We start from the raw sequence: 21,605 nt of genomic DNA on the forward strand, positions 1-21,605 counted from the left end.
AAACCGCCTCTGGAGGGCAACGGCTTTGGCCAGTGCTGGCTTCTTTGCCGCTGGAATGATGAAGTGTTCCGGCAGACCGGTGGGTGGTCTTCGGTTCTAGGCACAGCCCCCTGCTTGCTGCGCCCCAGATGGCTAAAGCAGCCGTGGGGCGGGGCTCGGGCCCCGCCCCACGGTTATCAGTTGCCCCTAGGCATCGATGATGTTGTTCTGCGGGCCGAAGCCGAATTTGGTGATGTTCTCGACGCCGCCGTCCTCGCCGATGACCAGAATGTCGTGCTCGCGGTAGCCGCCGGCACCTGGCTCGCCATCAGCGACGGTGATCATTGGCTCCATCGAAACGACCATGCCCGGCTCCAGAACAGTCTCGATGTCCTCGCGCAGTTCCAGACCAGCTTCGCGGCCATAGTAGTGCGAGAGCACGCCGAAGGAGTGGCCATAGCCGAAGGTGCGGTTCGGGAGCAGTCCGTGGGAGATGTAGATTTCGTTCAGCTCCGCTGCGATGTCCTTGCAGACCGCTCCGGGCTTGATGAGCTCCAGGCCACGCTTGTGGACCTCGACGTTGACGTTCCACAGTTCCAGGCTGCGGGCATCCGGCTCGCCGAGGAACAAGGTGCGCTCCAGAGCGGTGTAGTAGCCGGAGGTCATCGGGAAACAGTTCAGCGAGAGGATGTCCCCGCGCTCCAGCTTGCGGGTGGTGGCCCAGTTGTGGGCGCCATCGGTGTTGATGCCCGATTGGAACCAGACCCACGTATCGCGCACTTCGCGGTGCGGGAAAGTCTTGGCAATCTCGTGCACCATCGCCTCGGTGCCGATCAGTGCGACCTCGTATTCGCTGATGCCTTCGCGGATCGCTGCCTTGATGGCTTCGCCGCCCAGGTCGCCGATGCGCGCACCGTGCTTGATGACTTCGATTTCCTCGGCGGACTTGATCATGCGCTGGCGCATGGCGTCCTGCGAAACATCTACTAGAGCCGCCCCGTCGAAGGTGTCGGCGATCTGCTGGCGGGTGCGGCCTGGCAGGAAGTCGTCTTCCACGCCGATCCGGGTTGCCTTCACGCCGTCGCGCTTAAGTGCTTCCTGCAGGCCGTAGAAGAAGTTGTCGCGCTTCCAGTCGGTGTACACGATGTTGTCGCCGTAGCTGGTGCGCCATGGCATGCCGGCATCGATGTTCGCGGTGACGGTGGTGGAGTTGCTGGCGGTGACCACCAGCGCGTAGTTGCGGCCGAAGGTGGTGTACAGGAAGTCCGAGTAGTACTTGATGCCGTGGTAGCTGGTCAGGATGACTGCGTCCAGCGACTTCGTGGCCATGATCTGGCGCAGGCCGGCCAGGCGGCGCTCGAACTCGGCATCCGAGAAGGTCAGCTGCTCCTTGGCGCCGTTGTGCAGGGTCTTCAGTCGGGCCAGTTCGGAAACATTGGTGGCGATATTGGCGGTAGTCATGGTTTTGGCTCCTTGTGGGAAATCAACTGTCAAGGGAGGCCGGCCCAATCAGATGGATTGCGAGGATTCATGGGAATCGCCGGAGAAGAAGTACGTGTTGCGCTCACTGCAACGCCGTTGCATTTAAATTATGTGTGCCCTGCGTCACTGTCAAGGGCGATTGTGAAAACTTTTTCTGCAGTGCACAAGATCGGAATTGTCCTGCATGAATATGAAAACCACGAGGTAATGCAGGAGGCCGCGAAGCTCATCATGGCGAGCATCGCGGCCTTCATGCCAATGCGGGTTCTACTGCTTAATTCTGTGGGTCCTGTCCTGGGTCTTCCTTGAGGATCGCTCCGCCGCCATCGGGGTCGGCTACGAAGACCAGATTCGGGTCGGGGTTGTTGATGTCCTTTTCCAGCTGCTTGATCGCCTTGTCTCGTTTGAGCAGCCTCCGGATCAAATTGATGATCATCAAAATGATCACGAAGGAGAAGGGGAAGGCGCCGATAATGGTGCCAGTTTGGACCGTATCGACCACCGCGGTTCCGCCCATGGTCAGCAGCACGGTGGTCACCGTTGCGACAGACAGCACGAGGACTACACGGAAGACTGGACCGGATTTGCCCGGGGCGGAGACGAATTCACTGAGTGCGTAAATGCCAGAGTCCAAGGATGTCACGTAGTAGGTGGCCACCAGGATGGTGGAAACAACTAGCAAGACCGTGCCAACGACAGGCACGGAGTCAAGCATGACGAACAAGCCGGAGGAAGTGTCCTCGGCGACTGCACTGCTGATGCCACGATTAGTCTGGTCATCGTAGTAGAGGGCTGCGGAGCCGATCACTGCAACCCAAACCATCACGATCAATGAAGGAATTATGGTCACGCCGAGAACGAATTCGCGGATGGTACGGCCACGCGAAATGCGGGCAATGAATCCGGCCACAAATGGGGAGAAGGCAATAACCCAGCACCATATGAAGACCGTCCACCAGCCATTCCAGCTGTCTTGCCATGAATCCAGGGTGGTGGTGGCCAATCCTGAATCGCTCCATAGGCTCATATTGGCGAAGTTCGTGAAGAAGCTGCCAAAGGTCTGGGACAGATTCGAGATGATGTACAGCGATGGGCCGAAAATCAGCACCGCTGCGATCAGCACGATACTGAGGATCGAGTTCAATCCGCTGATGCGTGCCATACCCTTGCTGATGCCGACGATAGCCGAAATTGAGGTGATGCCGGCGAAGATCAGAATGACCATGAACCACATCATTGGGCTGGCGGTTAATCCAGTGAAGGAAGTCAGGCCGGAGGAGAACTGCATGGCTGCGAATCCGAAGGAGGTAGCCAGGCCGAGTACGGTCGCGATAATTGCCAGGAGCTCAACGATGACACCGGCTCCGCGTCGCGACCAGCGGGGCAGCATATCCACGGTAGCCTCGCGAAAAGTCAATGTCTTGCCGAGGTTGTGATGCGAGTAGGCCAAGCACACTGCAACGGCGCAATACATTGCCCAGGCGGTCAAGCCCCAGTGGAAGTAGGTCCAAACAATGGCCCCTTCTTCGCCGCCACCGTTTGGCCCTGCTGGGATCACGGGGTTTTCATCGCGAAGCATAATTGGTTCGGCAACTGACCAGAAGATCAAGCCGATGCCTTGGCCGCAAGCGAACAGCATGGAATACCATGCGAATTTGCTGTGCTGCGGTTTGGCATTCGGGCCACCGAGACGGATCTTGCCTACTCGGCTCATGGAGAGCCAAATGCACACCACCACTGTGAATACTGAATACAAGATGAAGAGCCAGGTGAATTTTCCGGTGACGAAAGTGCGCATTTCGGAAATCGCGGCTGAGGCGGCTTCTGGATTGGACAGGACCCAAATCATCACGGCGATAATCAGTACTGGGGGGATTACGCGAATGAGCAGTCGATCCATGGGAGGTATGTGCCGCCCCATGAAACGTGGTACCTCAACTTGCTTCTTAGTGCCTTCAGGGGTCCGGGGTGCTTTCGCGGACTTTTTCCTGTCTTGGGATGTCGAGCTATCCACAGACATGCTATTTCACCTCGATGCTGATGTTGCCCAGCAGCAGCTCGCCTTTGAGTGCATCGGCAACTTGGTTTGTGACGGTTTCGAATAGCAGCTGGCCGCGATCTGCCGTGGCGCCCTTCGCAGAAGAGAGGCAACCGCTGTCCGGGGTGCGTGACGGATCCTCCGGGAAGATGTCATAGGGCGCGAGCTTAGCGGGCGGGTGGTCGACAACCCGATCCATGTTTACCAGGTGCGGGTGGAGCAGGAGCATCAAGGAAGTTTCGAGGATGCCTCCGTGCTCGATGTCCCAGCCGAGGAAGCCGTCGGGGAAGACCTTGGCCAAGGTTTCCTCATCGACAAAGTCCCAGTAAGACAGCAGGATGGCGCGCGACGCCGCGCCGGCGGCTCGGCACTTGGCTACTGCGTTGTCCAATCCTTCGTAGATGAACTGGTAGTTCTCGAAATGCCCGTTGAGGACGACAACATTATCGAAGCCCTGGGAGATGAAGGATGCAACTACGTCCTCAATCATCAAGCTAAGCGAAGTGCCGCCGAGGCTGGTGGTGCCTTTGCGGTGGTTGCCGCCGCCGGAGCGGGGCTGGGATTTGTACCCGTAGCTCAACGCCGGCGCAACCAAAGCACCTGTGCGTTGCGCGACGGCTTCTGCGATGGAACGCGAGAGCATGGCATCTACGCCCAGTGGCATGTGAGGTCCGTGCTGTTCGGTCGCTCCGGCCGGGATGATAATGGTGGATCCGGTACGCGCTACGTTCTCGGCGTAAGTCTGGGCATCGAGTTCGTCTATGAATACTGAGTGCATGGAATTCTCCTGGACCCGTGGGGCAAGTAATGCCGCAGGCGGGAAAGATTCGGTATCGGAATACGGTTGCAAGAAGCGCAACAGTGTTGCACTGAATCATTTCAGTGGCTCACGTCACAGTCAAGCCTCATGGTGAAAAACTTCGCATGGTGGTCGTGGCGCATCTCGCGGGTTCAGCATCTGCACGATGAGCGGCAAGAAGAGGTGCCAAGCCAGTGCGGTAACGAGGTGCCAGCTTGCGCGGTGCACGAAAATCGAAGTGTTGCGTGGCGGATGCATGCCAGGCGGTTTGGATTAGCGCGCCAAGCAGGGGTGGGACGGGGTGATGCGTGGTTGCGTAATAGCGGCGAGCGGTGCAAACGATCGGTTTACCTCGCGGCTCATGGATCCGGTTGTTCGGGTGGGGGCTTCAGCCGTTCCTTGAGTTGCTGTATCCATTTCGAGTCGCGTCTCAATTGTGGGAACGGCTTGTGCGCGTACCCCGTGGCTGGTGGCGCGGTGGACTTGTAGGACATCGCCGAGCCGGGACAGATCATGATGGTGTGGCCGTTGCCGTAGGTCGTGTATTCGTACCAGCCGGCGGATTCCTTGGCCTTGTTGCAACTAGCGCAGCGGCCATCGCCGTTGAAGACGGTGCTCTTGCCTCCGCGGGCGTATTGCTTGACGTGGTCTATTTCCTCCACGATGCCGTCGCAGAACGGGGTGCGGCAGTGCCGGTCGCGGATCGCGATGAACTTCTTGAGCTTTTCCGGGAAGATCCGGGCTTTGGAGTCCATGGCGATCAGGTCCTGGTCGCCGGGTGCGGTGTAGAGGCGGGCCAGTTCGGTGCGCACGTCGAGCTGTTCGATCAGCTCCGTGGTGGGTTTGGCGTCCATTTGGTCGAAGGTCAGGCTGTTGGGGATCTGGTGCCCGCTGATCCATTCGCGTACGCTCTGGGCGGGGATGAAGCCGTAACCTTCCAGGTAGGCTGGTTCGCGTTCGCCGGCGAACAGGGCCCGGTCGGTCATGACTACTGCGACTTGCAGGGCGATGGGCATTTTGGAGGGTTCGCCGACCATCATGTAGCTGAAGAGCAGGTCGGCGCGGATCTGGGTGCGGGTGCGGGGGTCGCCTTTTTTGCGCAGGGTTTTGGATTCTTCGGCGAGGTAGCGTTTGAGGCACATGCCCTGCAGCAGGGGGTATTCGCCGTGGATGATGATGCGGCCGTGCTGGTCGTCGATTTTCAGGGTGAGGTTGCGTTGCTCTTCGACGGTTTTCTGCTTGATGGAGTCGGGGTCGGAGATGTAGGCCAGGGCGAATTTTCGGACTGTTTCCTTGATTTGGGTGGTGCCCATGGATTCGAACATGTGCGGGTTCTGGGCGTAGAACTGGTCGAATTCGGTGCGGCGCTGGGGTTTGAGGTCTTGGAGCGGGGTGAGGATGGCTTGGGTTTGGGCTTCGGTGAATTCGCCGCGGGCGCAGGCGGCGGCGAGGTTCGGGGTGTCTTCGAAGAGGATGCGGCAATTGACCAGGTAGTTGCGCATGCCGTGCGGTGATTGCTTGCGGGCCAGGGCGACGCAGGCGGCTGCGCCGCGGGTTTGGTCATCGAGGTGGATGCCGCGTTCTTCGTGGTCGCGGACGTATTCTTTTTCGATTTGGTGGGCGAGGCCGGCCTGCTTGCAGCGTGCTGCGGAGATGAGGGCTTCCAGCAGTTCGATGCCGTGGGCGCAGTCGGCTTTGCTGCCGTGTTCTTCGAGGGCGGAGAGGTCGTTTTGCACGGTTTGGACGTGGAGGTCGAATTCCTCGGGGGGTGCTGGTGGGGTGAGGCTGTTTCCGTGCGCCTTTGCTTCGGACATGTTCTAATTATACTTCGCTTACTCGAACATGTCTTCGATTCTGAGAAATGGGGATAAGTATTTTTTCGCAGTGCATGGCATCGCTCCAGCGGTGAAGCCGCGGCTAGAGAACGGATCGCACCGACGCCTCGAAATGCACGATATGCTCCAGGGCCAACTCCTGTGCCAGCTGCGCGTCGCCGTCGAGGATGGCTTGGAGCAGCGAGATGTGTTCTTCAATGTGCTCGTCGATGCTCGGCAGGCGATCCAGGGCCATGCACCAGATGCGGGTGGCAAGGTTATCCAGGCGGATCAGTGTCTGCTCCAGGTGGTGATTGCCGGCCGCTTGGTAGATCAGCCGGTGCACTTCCAGGTCGTTCTCCATCAGCGTGCGCCGGAGATTCGCGCCCGACAGCTGGCTGACGGCTTGGAGCGTTGCCTCGATGCGACTGCGTGCACTGCCGCCATGCAGGGCTGCTGCCTTGGCCGCGGCGAGGGGTTCCAGGGCTTCGCGGACTTCGGTGATATCGGCCAGCTCCGTGATGTCCACGCGGGTGGCAAAGGTGCCGCGTCGCGGATAGGACTGCACCAGGTGGTCGACCTCCAGGCGCTTGAGCGCCTCGCGCAACGGCGTGCGGCCGACCCCAAGTTCGTTGACCAGATGGGCTTCGTTGATCGGGTCGCCGGGGGCGATGTCCATCATGATGAGCCGGTCTCGCAGAACCAGGTAGGCGCGTTCAGCCAGGGACTCGGCGCCCACGGGAAGCTGTGTGGCGAGTGTCATCTTGCCTCCGTTTTCTCTGTTCCATACTGCGTGATTGCTACACGCTGAAATAATTTCGGGCTACCCATTGACCGGGCTGTGACTTCCATCATACAGTGAATCGCAGATTGATATATCAGTTGTCGGCAATTCATACATTTAGGAATGGGCAATGGCACAAGCTTCAACTCTCTCGGCAGATTCCCTGACCGCAGACCTCGCGCATCTCGATCCGGAAGTAGCGCAGCGTATTGACGCTGAGCTGGCTCGCCAGCAGCGCGGCCTGGAAATGATCGCGTCGGAGAACCACACTGCGCAGGCAATCATGCAGGCGCAGGGTTCGGTACTGACCAACAAGTATGCCGAGGGCTACCCGGGCCGCCGCTATTACGGCGGTTGCGAGGAAGTTGATGTCATCGAGACGCTGGCGATCGAGCGCCTCAAGGACCTGTTCGGGGCGAAGTTCGCCAACGTGCAGCCGCACTCCGGTGCGCAGGCCAACGCGTCGGTGTACCACGCGCTGGTTCGCCCGGGCGATACCGTGCTGGGGCTGAACCTGAACCACGGTGGCCACCTGACCCACGGGATGAAGCTGAACTTCTCGGGCCGCTTGTTCAACATCGTTCCTTACGGTGTGGACGAGGAAACCTATGAAGTGGACATGGACGAGGTGGAGCGCCTTGCCATCGAGAACCAGCCGAAGATGATTGTTGCTGGCTGGTCGGCGTACCCGCGCCAGCTGGATTTCAAGCGCTTCCGCGAAATCGCTGACAAGGTCGGCGCGTACCTGTTCGTGGATATGGCGCACTTCGCTGGCCTGGTGGCAACCGGGTTGCATCCTTCGCCGGTCCCGCACGCTCACGTGGTGACTTCCACGACGCATAAGACGCTTGCTGGTCCTCGTGGCGGCATTATTCTCTCGAATGATGCGGAGATCGCGAAGAAGCTGAACTCGGCGGTGTTCCCTGGCCAGCAGGGTGGTCCGTTGGAGCACGTGATTGCTGGCAAGGCGGTGGCTTTCAAGATTGCCGCTTCGCCGGAGTTCAAGGAGCGCCAGGAGCGGACCTTGGCTGGTGCGCGGATCTTGGCTGAGCGCTTGACCCAGGAAGATGTTGTTGCCAAGGGCATCAGCGTTTTGACTGGTGGCACGGATGTTCACATGGTGCTCGTTGACTTGCGTAATAGCGAGCTGGATGGGCAGCAGGGTGAGGATCTTTTGGCGCAGGTGGAGATCACGGTGAACCGCAATTCGGTGCCGTTTGATCCTCGTCCGCCGATGGTGACTTCGGGGTTGCGTATTGGTACCCCGGCGTTGGCTACCCGTGGTTTCTCGGAGGCTGCGTTCGCTGAGGTTGCGGAGATCATTGCGCAGGCGTTGATTGCTGGTGCTGAGGGTAATGCGGCGGCGTTGCCGGAGCTGAAGGATCGTGTTCTGCAGCTTGCCGCGGCCCACCCGCTGTACCCGAACCTGAAGAAGATTGGAGAATAGCCATGGCTGATCTGCTGCCTGAGCACCCGGAATTCCTCTGGGCCAACCCGGAACCGAAGAAGTCCTACGACGCAGTGATCGTCGGAGGCGGCGGCCACGGCCTGGCTACCGCCTACTTCCTGGCCAAGAACCACGGCATCACCAACGTCGCCGTCCTGGAAAAAGGCTGGCTGGCCGGCGGGAACATGGCCCGCAACACCACCATCATCCGCTCCAACTACCTCTGGGACGAGTCAGCGGGCATCTACGAGAAGTCGCTGAAGCTGTGGGAGCAGCTGCCCGAGGACCTGGAATACGACTTCCTGTTCTCCCAGCGCGGCGTGATGAACCTGGCCCACACCCTGGGTGATGTGCGCGAATCCGTGCGCCGCGTGGAAGCCAACAAGCTTAACGGCGTGGATGCCGAATGGCTGGACCCTTCCCAGGTCAAGGAAGCCTGCCCGATCATCAACATCGGCGACGACATCCGCTACCCGGTCATGGGCGCGACCTGGCAGCCGCGTGCCGGCATCGCCAAGCACGACCACGTGGCCTGGGCCTTCGCCCGCAAGGCCAACGAGCTGGGCGTGGATATCATCCAGAACTGCGAAGTCACCGGCTTCATCAAGGACGGCGAGAAGGTCACCGGCGTGAAGACCACCCGCGGCACCATCCACGCGGGCAAGGTCGCCCTGGCTGGGGCAGGGCACTCCTCGGTGCTGGCCGAAATGGCCGGCTTCGAACTGCCGATCCAGTCCCACCCGCTGCAGGCACTGGTCTCCGAGCTGTTCGAACCGGTGCACCCGACGGTGGTCATGTCCAACCACATCCACGTCTACGTCTCCCAGGCCCACAAGGGGGAGCTGGTCATGGGCGCGGGCATCGACAACTACAACGGCTACGGGCAGCGCGGCGCTTTCCACGTCATCCAGGAGCAGATGGCCGCGGCCGTGGAGCTGTTCCCGATCTTCGCCCGGGCGCATGTGCTGCGCACCTGGGGCGGCATCGTGGACACCACCATGGACGCCTCGCCGATCATCTCCAAGACCCCGATCCAGAACCTGTACGTGAACTGCGGCTGGGGCACCGGCGGATTCAAGGGCACCCCGGGTGCCGGATTCACCCTGGCGCACACCATCGCCAACGACGAGCCGCACGAGCTGAACAAGCCGTTCAGCCTGGATCGCTTCGAAACCGGCCACCTGATCGACGAGCACGGCGCCGCAGCCGTCGCACACTAGGAGCAACCGCCATGATGCTGATTGATTGCCCGAACTGCGGGCCACGCAATGAGAACGAATTCAAGTACGGGGGAGAAGCCCACGTGGCCTACCCGGCGGACCCGAGCGCCTTGAGCGACAAGGAATGGTCCCGCTACCTGTTCTACCGGCAGAACAAGAAGGGCATCTTCGCCGAACGCTGGGTCCACGCCGGCGGCTGCCGCAAGTGGTTCAACGCCCTGCGCGACACCGTCACCTACGAGTTCAAGGCCATCTACCAGGCCAGCGAACCACGCCCAGAACTGAGCACCACCGACATCCGCAGCGCCGAAGGAGGCACCCGATGAGCAAGCCGCAACGCCTGCCTGCAGCGCAGAGCACCCGCGCCCGCATCAACCGCGAGGAACCACTGGCCCTGTCCATTGGCGGCGCGCAGCTCTCCGCTTTCCGCGGCGACACCGTGGCCAGCGCGATGCTGGCCAACGGGCTGCGCAAGGCCGGCAACTCGCTGTACCTGGACCGCCCGCGCGGCATCTTCGCCGCCGGGGTCGAGGAGCCCAACGCGCTGGTCACCGTCGGCGCCCGGCATGAGCAGGACATCGACGAGTCGATGCTGCCGGCCACCACCGTTGCGGTCACCGACGGGCTGGACGCCACCTTGCTGTCGGGCCTGGGCGTGCTGGACCCGGCCACCGATCCGGCCTACTACGACCACGTGCACGTGCACACCGACGTGCTGGTGGTCGGCGCCGGTCCGGCCGGCTTGGCCGCGGCCCGCGAAGCGTCGCGCTCCGGGGCCCGGGTGATGCTGCTCGACGAGCGCGCCGAGGCCGGGGGCACCTTGCTGGACACCGCCGGGGAGCAGATCGACGGCCTGGACAGCAGCCAGTGGATCGAGCAGGTCACCGGCGAACTGGCCGAAGCAGAGGAAACCACCCACCTGCAGCGCACCACCGTCTTCGGGTCCTACGACGCGAACTACCTGATCGCCGCGCAGCGCCGCACCGTGCACCTGGACGGTCCGTCGCAGCCCGGGGTGTCCCGCGAGCGCATCTGGCATATCCGCGCCCAGCAGGTGGTGCTGGCCACCGGCGCCCACGAACGCCCGATCGTCTTCGAGAACAACGACCGCCCGGGCATCATGCTCGCCGGCGCGGTGCGCAGCTACCTGAACCGCTACGGCGTGCGCGCCGGGTCGCGGATCGCGGTGGCCACCACCAACGACTCGGCCTACGGGCTGGTCACCGAACTGGCCTCCAGCGGCTCGGTCGTGGCCGTGATCGACGCCCGCACCAGCATCTCGGCCGCCGCCGCGGCCGCCGTGGCCGAGGGAGTCACCGTGATCCCGGGTTCGGTGGTGGTGGATACCGAAGCGGATGCCGCCGGCGAGCTGTCGGCCATCGTGGTCGCAACGCTCGACGAGCACCGCGAACTGGGGGCCACCCAGCGCTTCGAAGCCGATGTGCTGGCCGTGGCCGGCGGCTTCAACCCGGTGGTGCATCTGCACTCCCAGCGCCAGGGCAAGCTGGACTGGGATACCACCATCCACGCCTTCGTCCCGGCCGCCGCGGTGGCCAACCAGCACCTGGCCGGCGCGGTGACCGGGCGCCTGGATACCGCCAGCGCCCTGTCCACCGGGGCCGCCACCGGCGCCGCGGCTGCCACCGCGGCAGGATTCGCCACCGTGGCCCGCACCCCGCAGGCGCTGGAGACCGCGCTGGGCCAGACCCGTCCGGTCTGGCTGGTGCCATCGGCCAAGGGCGATGACGCCGCGAACTACACCGCCCATTTCGTGGACCTGCAGCGCGACCAGTCCGTGGCCGACGTGCTGCGCGCCACCGGTGCGGGCATGAAGTCGGTGGAGCACATCAAGCGGTACACCTCGATCTCCACCGCCAACGACCAGGGCAAGACCTCCGGGGTAGCGGCGATCGGCGTGATCGCCGCGGTGCTGGGCATCGAGAACCCGGCGCAGATCGGCACCACCACCTTCCGCGCCCCCTACACCCCGGTGGCCTTCGCGGCCCTGGCCGGGCGCAACCGCGGGCAGCAGCTGGATGCGGCGCGCATCACCGCGATGCACTCCTGGCACCTGGCCCACGGCGCGGCCTTCGAGGACGTCGGGCAGTGGAAGCGCCCCTGGTACTACCCGCAGCCGGGGGAAACCATGGACCAGGCGGTCTACCGCGAGTCCGCCGCGGTGCGCGCTTCGGTGGGCATGCTCGATGCGAGCACGCTGGGCAAGATCGAGATCCGCGGGGCGGATGCGGCCGAGTTCCTGAACCGCATCTACACCAACGGCTACACCAAGCTGAAGGTCGGCATGGGCCGCTACGGCGTGATGTGCAAGGCCGACGGCATGATCTTCGACGACGGGGTAGCCCTGCGCCTGGCGCAGGACCGCTTCTTGCTGCACACCACCACCGGCGGCGCGGGAGACGTGCTGGACTGGCTGGAGGAGTGGCTGCAGACCGAATGGCCCGAGCTGGATGTCGTGTGCACCTCGGTCACCGAGCAGCTGGCCACCGTCGCGGTGGTTGGGCCGAAGTCGCGCGAGGTGATCGCCAAGGTCGCCTCCACCGTGGACGTGTCCAACGAGGGCTTCAAGTTCATGGCCTTCAAGGACGTGGTGCTGGATTCCGGGATCGAAGCGCGCATCTCGCGCATTTCCTTCTCCGGGGAGCTGGCCTTCGAGATCGCGGTGCCGGCTTGGCACGGGCTGCGCGTCTGGGAAGACGTGTACGCCGCCGGCCAGGAATACGGCATCACCCCGTACGGCACCGAAACCATGCACGTGCTGCGCGCCGAGAAGGGCTTCATCATCGTCGGGCAGGACACCGACGGCACGGTGACCCCGCAGGATGCCGGCATGGAATGGGTGGTCTCCAAGGTCAAGGACTTCATCGGCAACCGCTCCTACTCCCGGGCGGACAACCTCCGGGAGGACCGCAAGCACCTGGTCTCGGTGCTGCCGGTGGACAAGTCCCTGCGGCTGCCCGAGGGTGCCGCGCTGGTGGCCGCCGACGCGATGGCCACCGAGGGCATCACCCCGATGGAAGGCTGGGTCACCAGCTTCTACGACTCGCCGGCGCTGGGACGCACCTTCGGCCTGGCGCTGATCAAGAACGGGCGCAGCCGCATTGGCGAAGTGCTCAAGACCCCGGTGGGCGGCCAGCTGGTCGACGTCGAAGTCTGTGAAACCGTGCTCTACGACCCGGAAGGAAGCCGTCGCGATGGCTAGCAACACCATGATTGACAGCGAAGTACGCCGTTCCCCGGCCCAGCACCTGGCCCAGGAAATGGAAGCGGCCAGCATCGCCGGCCGCGTGGGCCTGCGCGAAATCGCCTTCGCCACCCAGATCTCGCTGCGCTGCGCGCCGGGCAGTCCGGCGCATGCGGCGGTGGCCGCGGCCACCGGAGTGGGCTTGCCCGCCGCGGTGGGCCAGGTGGCCGGCGAGGCGCCGGGTACCGCGGTGCTGTGGCTGGCGCCGGATGAGTTCCTGGCCACCAGTGCCGAGAACGCCGAGCTGGCCGGGGCGCTGACCGCGGCCCTGGGCGAGCAGCCCGGGCAGGTGGTGGACCTCTCGGCCAACCGCAGCGTGCTGGAACTTTCCGGCCCGGATGCGCCGCTGGTGCTGCGCAAGAGCTGCCCGGCGGACCTGCACCCGCGCGCCTTCGGCGTGAACCAGGCGATCAGCACCTCGCTGGCGAATATTCCGGTGCTGCTGTGGCGCACCGGCGAGCAGAGCTGGCGGATCATGCCGCGTGCCTCGTTCACCGAGCACGCCGTGCGCTGGCTGCTCGATGCCATGGCAGAGTTCGCCGCGCCAGCGGTGCCATAGCCCGGCCTTGCGCGGTGCGCGCAGCGCACGGTGATCCTGCGCTAGCTGCCCTCGTCGATGGCCCGGTAGCGCTGCTGGGCATCAACCGATTCGACCGCGTCGAGATCCCGCAGCGCTGCGGCCACCTGCTCGCTGCCCTCGCCAATAATCTGGCCCAGGGCAGCGAGCACCTGCTTAACCTGCAGTCCGCGGGCTTGCAGCTGGTCAACGATGGATTCGGGGGCCACGGTGGCCACCACGGTGACCACGTAGATGTGCACCTGGACGTCGCACATCCTAGTGGCCTTCCGCCCCGGCCGGGGCTTGGGCCAGCCCGGCACCGGCATCCTCAGCAGGCAGCGCGGCATCGCGGGAGGTGGACAGGAGCTTGTCCCACAGCTCTTGGGCACGCAGCCCGGTGGATTCGGCCAGCAGCGCGGCCACGCCGGCCACATGCGGGGTGGCCATGGAGGTGCCGCTGATCGTGTTGTAGCGTTTTTCTCCCGGCCAAGCAGAGTAGATGTCCACGCCGGGGCCGGCGATATCCACTGCGCCGCCCTGGGCATCCAGCGCCTGTGCCGAGAAATCGGCAATGGCCAGGTGCGGATCCACGGCGGCCACCGCCATGATGTAGGGGCTGTTGGCCGGGGCGCCGACGAACCCCGGGTTCCCGGCGGAGCGCTGCGCGTTGTTGCCGGCGGCGGCCACGATCAGCGAGCCCAGCTCCAGGGCGCGCCGCCCAGCGGTGACATAGGGCGGGTGCACGGTTCTCACGTCGGCACCGAGGGACATCGAGATGACCTCGCACTTGTTTTCCAGCGCCCAGTTGATTCCGGCCAGGATCGTGGAGTCGGAGCCCGATCCGTTGCTGCCCAGCACCTTTCCGGCGAAGATATTGGCCTCGGTGGCGACCCCGTAGCCCGGTCCCTGCCGCGGGTCGCGCGGACCGCAGGCGGTGCCGATGCAGTGGGTGCCATGCCCATGGCCGTCGTTGGCGTCCTCGCCATCGACAAAGGACCTGGCATCCACGGTGCGGCCGGCGAAATCCGGGTGCGCGCTGTCGAAGCCGGTATCCAGCACAGCCACGTTGATTCCCTTGCCCGTGTAGCTGGACAGCTCTGCGCCCACCGCTTGCAGGCCCCAGGTGAATTCCGCGGTGTCCGCGAACGGGGACTGGCCCGGGGCCTTGGCGGCATCGGGCAGAATCCGGTAGACCAGTTCCGGCACCACCGAGGCCGGCAGCCGATGCCCGGCGCAGCGCTGGCGGAAGTCCTCCAGCTGCTCGGTGCCGCTGGAGACCACCGCGATGCCCAGCATCGGGAAGTATTCGCTGGTGGAGTAGCCCTGTTCGGCCAGCAGCTGGGGCAGTTCGGTGTCGCGTTGGACTTGGGCCAGGCCAGGGGCGCCGGCAGCTGGCTGGTCGAAGACGAGCACGTAGCGGCCCGGGACTTCAGCGGCTTCGGTGCTTTGGTGGCGGGAAGTATGCATGGCTGGCTCCTTAGCTGGTTTTCCGGCACACGCCGGTGCGTGCTTGGCGAGTTACTTCGCACCCTACCCGCTGCGCCAGACGTTTAGCCCGGGGCGATGAGGACTTTGCGCAAACTCCCATTCCCGGCTTCGCAAGCTTTTTATCGCAGATCAGCTTGCTTCTGGGCGCACAAGCTACAAGGGTGTAAAGCAGAAGGACAACAATGCAAGGAAGGTTGGAGACGATGACCCAGAAAATCGACGACTCGGACTCCGCGGAGTCCAACAGCGAGCTGCCCAGGCCGCTGGACGCGGAGCCGGAGGCATCCCCGCATACTGCGCCGATTCCGGTGCATATGCATATTGCAGAAAATGACACCGACGCGCAGATCACCGCGAAGCTGCGCCGGCAGGGCGTGCGCCTGGGCAAGGGCGGGATCGCTCCGGCGGTCTTCTGGCCGGCGCTGGTCGTGATCCTCGCGGTGGCCGTGTTCGCCATCGTGCTGCCGGATACCGCAAGCACCACGTTCAACGCGATGCAGAACTGGATCGTGACGAACCTGGGCTGGTACTACATGCTGATCATCGGCGGCTTCGTGGCTTTGGTGATCGTCGTCGGCTTCTCCAAGCTGGGCCGGATCACCCTGGGCAATGACGGGGAGAAGCCTGAATTCGGGCTGTTCAGCTGGTTTGCGATGCTCTTCGCCGCCGGCATGGGCATCGGCCTGGTCTTCTACGGAGTGGGCGAACCGCTGATGTACGCCACCGTCGACCCGAAGCCCGGATGGGAAGGCACCGAAGGGGAACTGGCGGGCTTGGCCATGGCCCAGACCTTCATCCACTGGGGCTTGCATCCGTGGGCCATCTACGCAGTCATCGGCTTGGCCCTGGCTTATGCGATCCACCGCCGCGGCCGCCCGGTCTCCATCCGATGGGCGCTGGAACCGGTGCTCGGGGAGCGGGTCAAGGGCTGGCTGGGCGATGTGATCGACGTGCTGGCCATCTTCGGCACGGTCTTCGGCATCGCGACCTCGCTGGGCCTGGGCGTGCAGCAGATCAGCTCGGGACTGCAATCCATCGGGCTGGTGGATTCGGTGGACAACACGCTGCTGGTCATCCTCATCGTCGTGATCACTTTCCTGGCCACCATGAGCGTGGTCAGCGGCCTGGGCGCAGGCATCAAGTGGCTCTCGAACATCAACCTGTCCATGGCCGGGCTGCTGATGATCAGCGTGCTGCTGCTGGGCCCGACGCTGTTCCTCTTCCAGAACTTCGTGCAGTCCCTGGGCGTGTACCTGGCCAATTGGATGAACATGACCTTCGACGTCGGCGCCTTCCAGCAGAGTGAGGAAGCGCAGACCTGGTTCTCCAGCTGGACGGTCTTCTACTGGGGCTGGTGGATCGCATGGGCCCCGTTCGTGGGCATCTTCATCGCCCGCATTTCGCGCGGCCGCACCGTGCGCCAGTTCGTCCTGGGTGTGCTGCTGGTGCCGACCATCGTCGGTTTCCTCTGGTTCTCTGTGATGGGCGGCGCGGGGCTGTACCGCCAGTTCTTCGGAGCGGGGGACATGGTCCAGGACGGGGCGGTTTCCGCCGAGGGCTCGCTGTTCCAGATCCTGCAGGACCTGCCATTGGGATCGATCCTCTCGGTGATGGCAATCATCCTGGTGGCGATCTTCTTCATCACCTCCTCGGACTCCGGGTCGCTGGTGGTGGACATGCTGGCTTCCGGCGGGCACCCGAACCCGCCGACCTGGTCCCGCGTGCTGTGGGCGGTGCTCGAAGGGCTTGCTCGCCGCGGCGCTGCTGATGGCTGGCGGATTGCAGGCGCTGCAGGCCGGTTCGCTGGCCACGGCGCTGCCCTTCAGCATCATCATGATCATGATGGCGGTGGCGACCATCAAGGGGCTGCGCCACGAGAGCAAGACGCTGGAGATCATCGAGGCCAAGCTCCGCCTCGAGCGGGTCACCGAGCACGTCTCCGACGAGCTGTGGGCCACGCTCGAAGACCAGCCGGAGCTGCGCCGCTACGTCGATGACCGCATCGACTACCGGGTGACGCGCACCCGCGGTGCCTTTGGCCGCCGCGAGGAGAACGCAGACCGCGGGCGCCGGAAGAAGGACGGCGAGCGGTAGCACCCGCCAGGGCAGGCGGATGCCTGACAGCCGGCGAGCTGGCCGCAGGCAGCGGCCCGCTCGCCGGTTTCTTCTTTTCCCGGCAGTGAACTGGCCAGAGGTTGCCAAGCTGGCCATGGGGTGTGAGGATCAAAGTACATCGTCGTTGAGCAGTGGGGTGCAGCATGGAATCGATCGTTGTCCTTGGTGGCGGCCTGGCCGCCGCGAGCGTTGTCGGCGAACTGCGCGAGCTCGGCTACACCGGGGCGCTGAGCTTGGTCAGCGAGGAAACGCAGCTGCCCTATGAGCGCCCGCCGCTGTCCAAGGGGTTCTTGCAGGGCAAGGAGGAACCGGCGGACTTCACCGTCCATGACGCATCCTGGTACGCAAGCCATGATGTCGCACTGCGACTGGGCGTCGCCGCCACCAGCATCGAAACCGCCAAGCGGCAGGTGCTGCTGGCCGATGGCAGCGCACTGGACTACGACCAGCTGGTGCTGGCCACCGGTTCGCGGGCCAGCCTGGGCGGCCGAACCCCGATACCCGGTTACGACCTGCCCGCAGTGCACGTGCTGCGCACCTTGGACGATGCGAAGTCCCTGCGTGCGGAACTGGTCGAGGGCGCCCAGGTGGCGGTGGTGGGTTCGGGCTGGATCGGCATGGAAGTGGCGGCAGCCGCCCGCCAGCGCGGGGCACGGGTGACTGTCTACTCGCCCTCCGGGGTCCCGTTGGCCAAGGTGTTCGGCGAACGGCTTGGAAATCACCTCTTGGAGCTGCACCAGTCCCATGGCGTGGATGTGCGCACTGCACGGGTGCACGGCATCGAAGAAGCCGACGGGCACCTGCAGGTGCTTTCCGATGCGGGCTCCTCGCGTGCCGACCTGGTGCTGCTGGCCGTGGGTGCGCAGCCGAATGTGCAGCTGGCCGAGACTGCCGGGCTGGACGTGGACTCCGGCGTCGTGGTGGATGCCTCGCTGCGCAGCAGCGACGCGCGGATACTAGCCGTGGGGGACATTGCCCAGGCCTTCAACACCGCATTGCACAGGCAGCTGCGCGTCGAGCACTGGGATAACGCGATTCGCCAAGGCAAGCTGGCCGCGGCCACGCTGGCCGGGGAGGAAAGGTCCTATGACTGGCTGCCCTACTTCTTCACCGACCAATTCGATCTCGGGATGGAATATGTCGGCCATGGTTCGCCCGGGGATACGACGGTGGTGCGCGGGGATATGGAATCCGGGGAGTTCTTGATGTTCTGGCAGGACGGATCGGAAATCACCGCTGCGGCGAACGTGAACATCTGGGATGTCAATGGCACCCTGCGCGGTCTGGTGGGCCGGGAGATCGACGCTGACCGGCTCAGCGATCCGGCCATAGCGCTCAAGGATTTGTGAACTGCAGTTCCTTCGACCGGAACTGCCAATAAGGGAAGCGGGTAGAGCTGATGAGCACTATGGTCATGGGCGTGGAATCGGGCATGTCCCCGGCGGTCTTGGCGGCGGCCGGTGCCCTGGCACGCGGGCTGGATGCACGATTGGTGTGCATCCACGCTGATTCCGGACGCCTGATTGCCGACAAGCTGTCCGAGGGCGACCTGCTGGCTTCGGCCAGCCCGGTCTCCGAGGAACTCGCCTGGGAAATCACCTCGGTGATTACCGGTGTCGAGCTCAAGAGCTATACCGTGGCCGGCGACCCTGCCAAGGTGCTGGCCGCGGTAGCCGAGCAGCTCGATGCGCAGATGATCGTCGTGGGCACCCGCCGTCCGGGGATCCGCAGCAAGATGGCCCAGCTGATGGACGGGTCGATCGCCGTGGCGCTGGCCCACAAGCAGCATCGTCCGGTGCTGGTGATCCCGCAGCAGCCTGCACAAGAGAACGAACTGCCCTGGGACTAGCTGGCTGGCTTCATCTCGAAGTACAAGTCCAGATGCACTTTGCAGCCAGGATTGAACAGGGCCTGGCAGTTCGGGCAGGAACTGGCATCGAGGTACTTCGCCGGGCTCAGCTGCGTGCTGCAGACCCCGCAGAGCACGGCGGGTTCATCGAACCGGTCCGCCGGCCACGGCGTTGCCTCGTGATCGGCCAGTTCGCCATGGCAGAGGTGGCAGGGGTAGAAGGTGGCGCAGCAGTCGTGCTTCAGTGCGATCACATCGAACAAGGAGTGGTAGTGGGCGCAACGGGTTTGCGCATCCATGCGCACGCCTCGCAACGCCACCTGGTGAGCGGGGTTTTCCCAAGCCGTCATCCTCGACCTTTCAAGCAGCCGCCGCTGCGTGTGCAAAAATGCACGCTGAATGTGCAGAATCCGCCTCCCACTATGCCTCGTTTCGCCTATCTTTCGCGATGTGATCTAGGCCATACTCGCTGATGAGGCCGGTTCCAAAGGGGGTACTGGCGTGGGCGGAAGGAACGCACAGTGGCAAGCGAAACGTCATCGAAGGCCGAGCGCAAGGGATTGCGCCGGGTCGTAGCAGCCTCCATGGCTGGCACCGTCGTCGAATGGTATGAATTCTTCCTCTACGCGACCGCGGCAACCCTGGTCTTCAACAAGATCTTCTTCCCGGATACCGGCAACGATCTGGATAACATCATCAAGGCCTTCCTGACCTACGCGGTCGGTTTCATTGCCCGCCCCATCGGCGGCATCGTCTTCGGCCACTTCGGCGACAAGTACGGACGCAAGCACCTGCTGCAGGTGGCGATCGTGCTGGTCGGCGCAACCACCTTCCTGATGGGCTGCCTGCCCACCTTCGACTCCATCGGCTATGCCGCACCGATCCTGCTGATCGTGCTGCGCTTCGCCCAGGGCTTCGCCGTGGGCGGGGAATGGGGAGGCGCGGTGCTGCTGGTGGCCGAGCACGCGCCGAACAAGGAACGCGGCTTCTGGTCCTCCTGGCCGCAGGCCGCAGTGCCGGTGGGCAACCTGCTGGCCACCGTGGTGCTGCTGGTGCTCTCGGCAACGCTGAGCGAAGCGGCCTTCCTGGCGTGGGGCTGGCGCATCGGCTTCTGGCTCTCGGTGGTGATCGTGGTCGTCGGCTACTACATCCGCACCCGCGTTTCCGATGCCCCGATCTTCAAGGAGGCCAAGGCTGAGCTGGAGCAGAACGCGGCTGCCGGCTACGGCGTGGGCGAAGTCTTCAAGCGCTACCCGCGCGGGGTGTTCACCGCCATGGGCCTGCGCTTCGGCGAGAACATCATGTACTACATGGTGGTGACCTTCTCCATCACCTACATGGCCACCCAGCTGGACATGGACACCTCCACGATCCTTGGCCTGATGCTCATTGCCCACGTGATCCACGCGATCCTGGTGCCGATCGTCGGCCGTTTCACCGACACCCTCGGCCGCCGCCCGGTCTACGCCACCGGCGTGGTGCTCATGGCCGTCTGGGGCGTGGCGGCCTTCCCGCTGTTCAATACCGCCAACGATGCGGTCATCCTGGCCACCATCGTGCTGGGCTTGGGTGTGCACGCGCTGATGTACGCCGGGCAGCCGGCCATCATGGCCGAGATGTTCCCGACCCGCATGCGCTACTCAGGCGTCTCGCTGGGCTACCAGGTCACCTCGATCGTGGCCGGGTCCATGGCCCCGATCATCGCCACCTTCCTGCTCAAGGTCTACGGATCCTGGGTTCCGGTGGCCGGGTACATCGTGTTCGCCGCCCTGGTCACCCTGGTGGCGGTGTTCTTCATGAAGGAAACCAAGGGGCTGGACCTCGGTGAGATCGACGAGGCGGACCGGCTGGCAGTGAACGGCGAAAAGGCCGCCCGCGACGAACTGAAGATTCAGAAGTAAGCCGCAAGATCCAGCACGACGCCGAAGACCAGCTCCACGGAAGGGGCTGGTCTTGGGCGTGTTCAGCGACCTGCGGGCGGGCCATCGGCTTGCGCCGCCGTTGCCGATCTGCGAGTCTGGCAGCCAAGAAGGATGGGGTTTGAGTGGACATCACTGCCCCCAGCATGATGCGATTGCGAGGTGCACGGGCAGATGGGAATTGAGTACCTGTTGGCGTTCCTGTTCGGTGTTGGCTTCATTGCCGCTTGCGCTTCATACGGGCGGCGCCGGAGCAGCCGGAAGAATGATGAAAAGTAGCCACAGTTGCCGCCGGGGCTCTGGATGAAGCGGTGCAGGCTGCATATCTTCGGTGCCAGCGGCAGTGGCACCACGACCCTCGCGCGCGCCGTGGCCGATGCCTGGTCCGTGCCGCATGCCGATAGCGACGACTACTTCTGGGTTCCGACCGATCCGCCATACCGCGAGCAGCGCGCGCCGGCTGCCCGAACCATGCTCATGAACCAGGTCTTCGTTCCGCGCAAAGCCTGGGTACTGTCCGGATCAGTGCAGGGATGGGGAGAAGAAGTCCTGTCGCAGTGCGATGCCTTCGTTTTCCTGGCGCTGGATCCCCAGGTGCGCCTGCGCCGTCTTGCAGAACGCGAGAAGCAGCGCCTGAGCGGGCAATCCCTGGAACTCGGAGCCCTGGAACAATTCATGGCGTGGGCAGCTGGCTACGATGACCCGGACTTCAGCGGACGCAGCCGCGCCCGCCATGAGGCCTGGCTGGATGACGAAGCCCGTCCGGTGCTCCGGCTGGACAGCGCCCGATCAGTGGCGCAGCTGCTGCAGGCCATCGTGGACTGGGAACCGGACGGGCCACGGTGAAGGG

Annotated in this window: 17 protein-coding genes and 1 pseudogene; 10 read left to right on the plus strand and 8 right to left on the minus strand. The window is 63.9% G+C overall.

What is annotated here, in order from left to right; genetic code table 11:
- Window positions 1-186: 186 nt before the first annotated feature.
- The 5 genes from ACP3TE_RS11235 to ACP3TE_RS11255 all read right to left on the minus strand — a co-directional run bounded on the left by ACP3TE_RS11235 (window position 187) and on the right by ACP3TE_RS11255 (window position 6,875).
- Window positions 187-1,440 carry an aminopeptidase P family protein gene (locus tag ACP3TE_RS11235; RefSeq protein ID WP_426733583.1) on the minus strand — a complete coding sequence of 418 codons (1,254 nt, stop codon included), beginning with the start codon at window positions 1,438-1,440 and terminating at the stop codon, window positions 187-189.
- Window positions 1,441-1,735: 295 nt separating this feature from the next.
- A complete protein-coding gene (locus tag ACP3TE_RS11240; protein WP_426733585.1) occupies window positions 1,736-3,361 on the minus strand; it encodes a BCCT family transporter in 1,626 nt (541 codons plus the stop codon).
- Between the two features lie 121 nt (window positions 3,362-3,482).
- Entirely contained in the window at window positions 3,483-4,277 is a 795-nt protein-coding gene (locus ACP3TE_RS11245; protein ID WP_426733586.1) for a creatininase, read from the minus strand.
- A gap of 380 nt (window positions 4,278-4,657) precedes the next feature.
- Window positions 4,658-6,112, minus strand: coding sequence for an HNH endonuclease (locus tag ACP3TE_RS11250; protein ID WP_426733588.1), 1,455 nt, complete (start codon window positions 6,110-6,112; stop codon window positions 4,658-4,660).
- A 103-nt stretch (window positions 6,113-6,215) separates the two neighbouring features.
- On the minus strand, window positions 6,216-6,875 hold the full coding sequence (locus tag ACP3TE_RS11255; protein WP_426733590.1) for a GntR family transcriptional regulator: 660 nt from the start codon (window positions 6,873-6,875) through the stop codon (window positions 6,216-6,218).
- 151 nt (window positions 6,876-7,026) lie between these two features.
- Here ACP3TE_RS11255 and glyA point away from each other — a divergent pair, with 151 nt between their 5' ends.
- The 5 genes from glyA to ACP3TE_RS11280 are packed head-to-tail and all read left to right on the plus strand — an operon-like array spanning window position 7,027 to window position 13,384.
- A complete protein-coding gene (gene glyA, locus ACP3TE_RS11260; RefSeq protein WP_426733592.1) occupies window positions 7,027-8,343 on the plus strand; it encodes a serine hydroxymethyltransferase in 1,317 nt (438 codons plus the stop codon).
- A gap of 2 nt (window positions 8,344-8,345) precedes the next feature.
- On the plus strand, window positions 8,346-9,563 hold the full coding sequence (locus ACP3TE_RS11265; protein ID WP_359192659.1) for a sarcosine oxidase subunit beta family protein: 1,218 nt from the start codon (window positions 8,346-8,348) through the stop codon (window positions 9,561-9,563).
- A gap of 11 nt (window positions 9,564-9,574) precedes the next feature.
- Window positions 9,575-9,889 carry a sarcosine oxidase subunit delta gene (locus tag ACP3TE_RS11270; RefSeq protein WP_133834912.1) on the plus strand — a complete coding sequence of 105 codons (315 nt, stop codon included), beginning with the start codon at window positions 9,575-9,577 and terminating at the stop codon, window positions 9,887-9,889.
- Window positions 9,886-12,783, plus strand: coding sequence for a sarcosine oxidase subunit alpha family protein (locus tag ACP3TE_RS11275; RefSeq protein ID WP_426733594.1), 2,898 nt, complete (start codon window positions 9,886-9,888; stop codon window positions 12,781-12,783). Before ACP3TE_RS11270 ends, ACP3TE_RS11275 begins: the two co-directional genes overlap by 4 nt.
- Window positions 12,776-13,384: a sarcosine oxidase subunit gamma gene (locus ACP3TE_RS11280; RefSeq protein ID WP_133834910.1), complete on the plus strand. Its 609-nt coding sequence runs from the start codon at window positions 12,776-12,778 to the stop codon at window positions 13,382-13,384. Before ACP3TE_RS11275 ends, ACP3TE_RS11280 begins: the two co-directional genes overlap by 8 nt.
- A gap of 41 nt (window positions 13,385-13,425) precedes the next feature.
- Here ACP3TE_RS11280 and ACP3TE_RS11285 read toward each other — a convergent pair whose 3' ends face one another.
- Both ACP3TE_RS11285 and ACP3TE_RS11290 read right to left on the minus strand, forming a co-directional pair.
- Complete coding sequence (locus ACP3TE_RS11285) at window positions 13,426-13,659, minus strand: hypothetical protein (protein ID WP_426733596.1); 234 nt, start codon at window positions 13,657-13,659, stop codon at window positions 13,426-13,428.
- Between the two features lies 1 nt (window position 13,660).
- The gene (locus ACP3TE_RS11290; protein ID WP_426733598.1) at window positions 13,661-14,851 is read right to left on the minus strand and encodes a S8 family serine peptidase; all 1,191 of its coding nucleotides are present in this window, start codon (window positions 14,849-14,851) and stop codon (window positions 13,661-13,663) included.
- A gap of 224 nt (window positions 14,852-15,075) precedes the next feature.
- Here ACP3TE_RS11290 and ACP3TE_RS11295 point away from each other — a divergent pair.
- From ACP3TE_RS11295 to ACP3TE_RS11305, 3 genes and pseudogenes are all read left to right on the plus strand, one after another.
- Window positions 15,076-16,966 (plus strand): annotated as a pseudogene (locus ACP3TE_RS11295) (BCCT family transporter).
- Between the two features lie 164 nt (window positions 16,967-17,130).
- The gene (locus ACP3TE_RS11300) at window positions 17,131-18,336 is read left to right on the plus strand and encodes an NAD(P)/FAD-dependent oxidoreductase (RefSeq protein WP_426733600.1); all 1,206 of its coding nucleotides are present in this window, start codon (window positions 17,131-17,133) and stop codon (window positions 18,334-18,336) included.
- A 50-nt stretch (window positions 18,337-18,386) separates the two neighbouring features.
- A complete protein-coding gene (locus ACP3TE_RS11305; protein ID WP_426733602.1) occupies window positions 18,387-18,836 on the plus strand; it encodes a universal stress protein in 450 nt (149 codons plus the stop codon).
- On the opposite strand, the gene ACP3TE_RS11310 is transcribed toward ACP3TE_RS11305, so the two are convergent.
- The gene (locus ACP3TE_RS11310) at window positions 18,833-19,186 is read right to left on the minus strand and encodes a CHY zinc finger protein (protein WP_402735182.1); all 354 of its coding nucleotides are present in this window, start codon (window positions 19,184-19,186) and stop codon (window positions 18,833-18,835) included. The genes ACP3TE_RS11305 and ACP3TE_RS11310 overlap by 4 nt on opposite strands.
- A gap of 171 nt (window positions 19,187-19,357) precedes the next feature.
- Here ACP3TE_RS11310 and ACP3TE_RS11315 point away from each other — a divergent pair, with 171 nt between their 5' ends.
- Together ACP3TE_RS11315 and ACP3TE_RS11320 are read left to right on the plus strand one after the other, a co-directional pair.
- Window positions 19,358-20,737, plus strand: coding sequence for an MFS transporter (locus tag ACP3TE_RS11315; RefSeq protein WP_105662689.1), 1,380 nt, complete (start codon window positions 19,358-19,360; stop codon window positions 20,735-20,737).
- Window positions 20,738-21,058: 321 nt separating this feature from the next.
- Window positions 21,059-21,601: a hypothetical protein gene (locus tag ACP3TE_RS11320; protein WP_402741960.1), complete on the plus strand. Its 543-nt coding sequence runs from the start codon at window positions 21,059-21,061 to the stop codon at window positions 21,599-21,601.
- Window positions 21,602-21,605: the final 4 nt, after the last annotated feature.

It is taken from the genome of Glutamicibacter sp. 2E12, assembly GCF_050030965.1.
Lineage (GTDB): Bacteria > Actinomycetota > Actinomycetes > Actinomycetales > Micrococcaceae > Glutamicibacter.

Bases quoted from the DNA above. Each gene is read 5' to 3' on its own strand.
- ACP3TE_RS11275 (WP_426733594.1), top strand. From the start codon at position 9,886: ATGAGCAAGCCGCAACGCCTGCCTGCAGCGCAGAGCACCCGCGCCCGC.
- ACP3TE_RS11250 (WP_426733588.1), bottom strand. From the start codon at position 6,112: ATGTCCGAAGCAAAGGCGCACGGAAACAGCCTCACCCCACCAGCACCC.
- ACP3TE_RS11290 (WP_426733598.1), bottom strand. From the start codon at position 14,851: ATGCATACTTCCCGCCACCAAAGCACCGAAGCCGCTGAAGTCCCGGGC.
- ACP3TE_RS11235 (WP_426733583.1), bottom strand. From the start codon at position 1,440: ATGACTACCGCCAATATCGCCACCAATGTTTCCGAACTGGCCCGACTG.
- glyA (WP_426733592.1), top strand. From the start codon at position 7,027: ATGGCACAAGCTTCAACTCTCTCGGCAGATTCCCTGACCGCAGACCTC.
- ACP3TE_RS11245 (WP_426733586.1), bottom strand. From the start codon at position 4,277: ATGCACTCAGTATTCATAGACGAACTCGATGCCCAGACTTACGCCGAG.
- ACP3TE_RS11265 (WP_359192659.1), top strand. From the start codon at position 8,346: ATGGCTGATCTGCTGCCTGAGCACCCGGAATTCCTCTGGGCCAACCCG.
- ACP3TE_RS11270 (WP_133834912.1), top strand. From the start codon at position 9,575: ATGATGCTGATTGATTGCCCGAACTGCGGGCCACGCAATGAGAACGAA.
- ACP3TE_RS11300 (WP_426733600.1), top strand. From the start codon at position 17,131: ATGGAATCGATCGTTGTCCTTGGTGGCGGCCTGGCCGCCGCGAGCGTT.
- ACP3TE_RS11310 (WP_402735182.1), bottom strand. From the start codon at position 19,186: ATGACGGCTTGGGAAAACCCCGCTCACCAGGTGGCGTTGCGAGGCGTG.
- ACP3TE_RS11280 (WP_133834910.1), top strand. From the start codon at position 12,776: ATGGCTAGCAACACCATGATTGACAGCGAAGTACGCCGTTCCCCGGCC.
- ACP3TE_RS11305 (WP_426733602.1), top strand. From the start codon at position 18,387: ATGAGCACTATGGTCATGGGCGTGGAATCGGGCATGTCCCCGGCGGTC.
- ACP3TE_RS11320 (WP_402741960.1), top strand. From the start codon at position 21,059: ATGAAGCGGTGCAGGCTGCATATCTTCGGTGCCAGCGGCAGTGGCACC.
- ACP3TE_RS11240 (WP_426733585.1), bottom strand. From the start codon at position 3,361: ATGGATCGACTGCTCATTCGCGTAATCCCCCCAGTACTGATTATCGCC.
- ACP3TE_RS11255 (WP_426733590.1), bottom strand. From the start codon at position 6,875: ATGACACTCGCCACACAGCTTCCCGTGGGCGCCGAGTCCCTGGCTGAA.
- ACP3TE_RS11285 (WP_426733596.1), bottom strand. From the start codon at position 13,659: ATGTGCGACGTCCAGGTGCACATCTACGTGGTCACCGTGGTGGCCACC.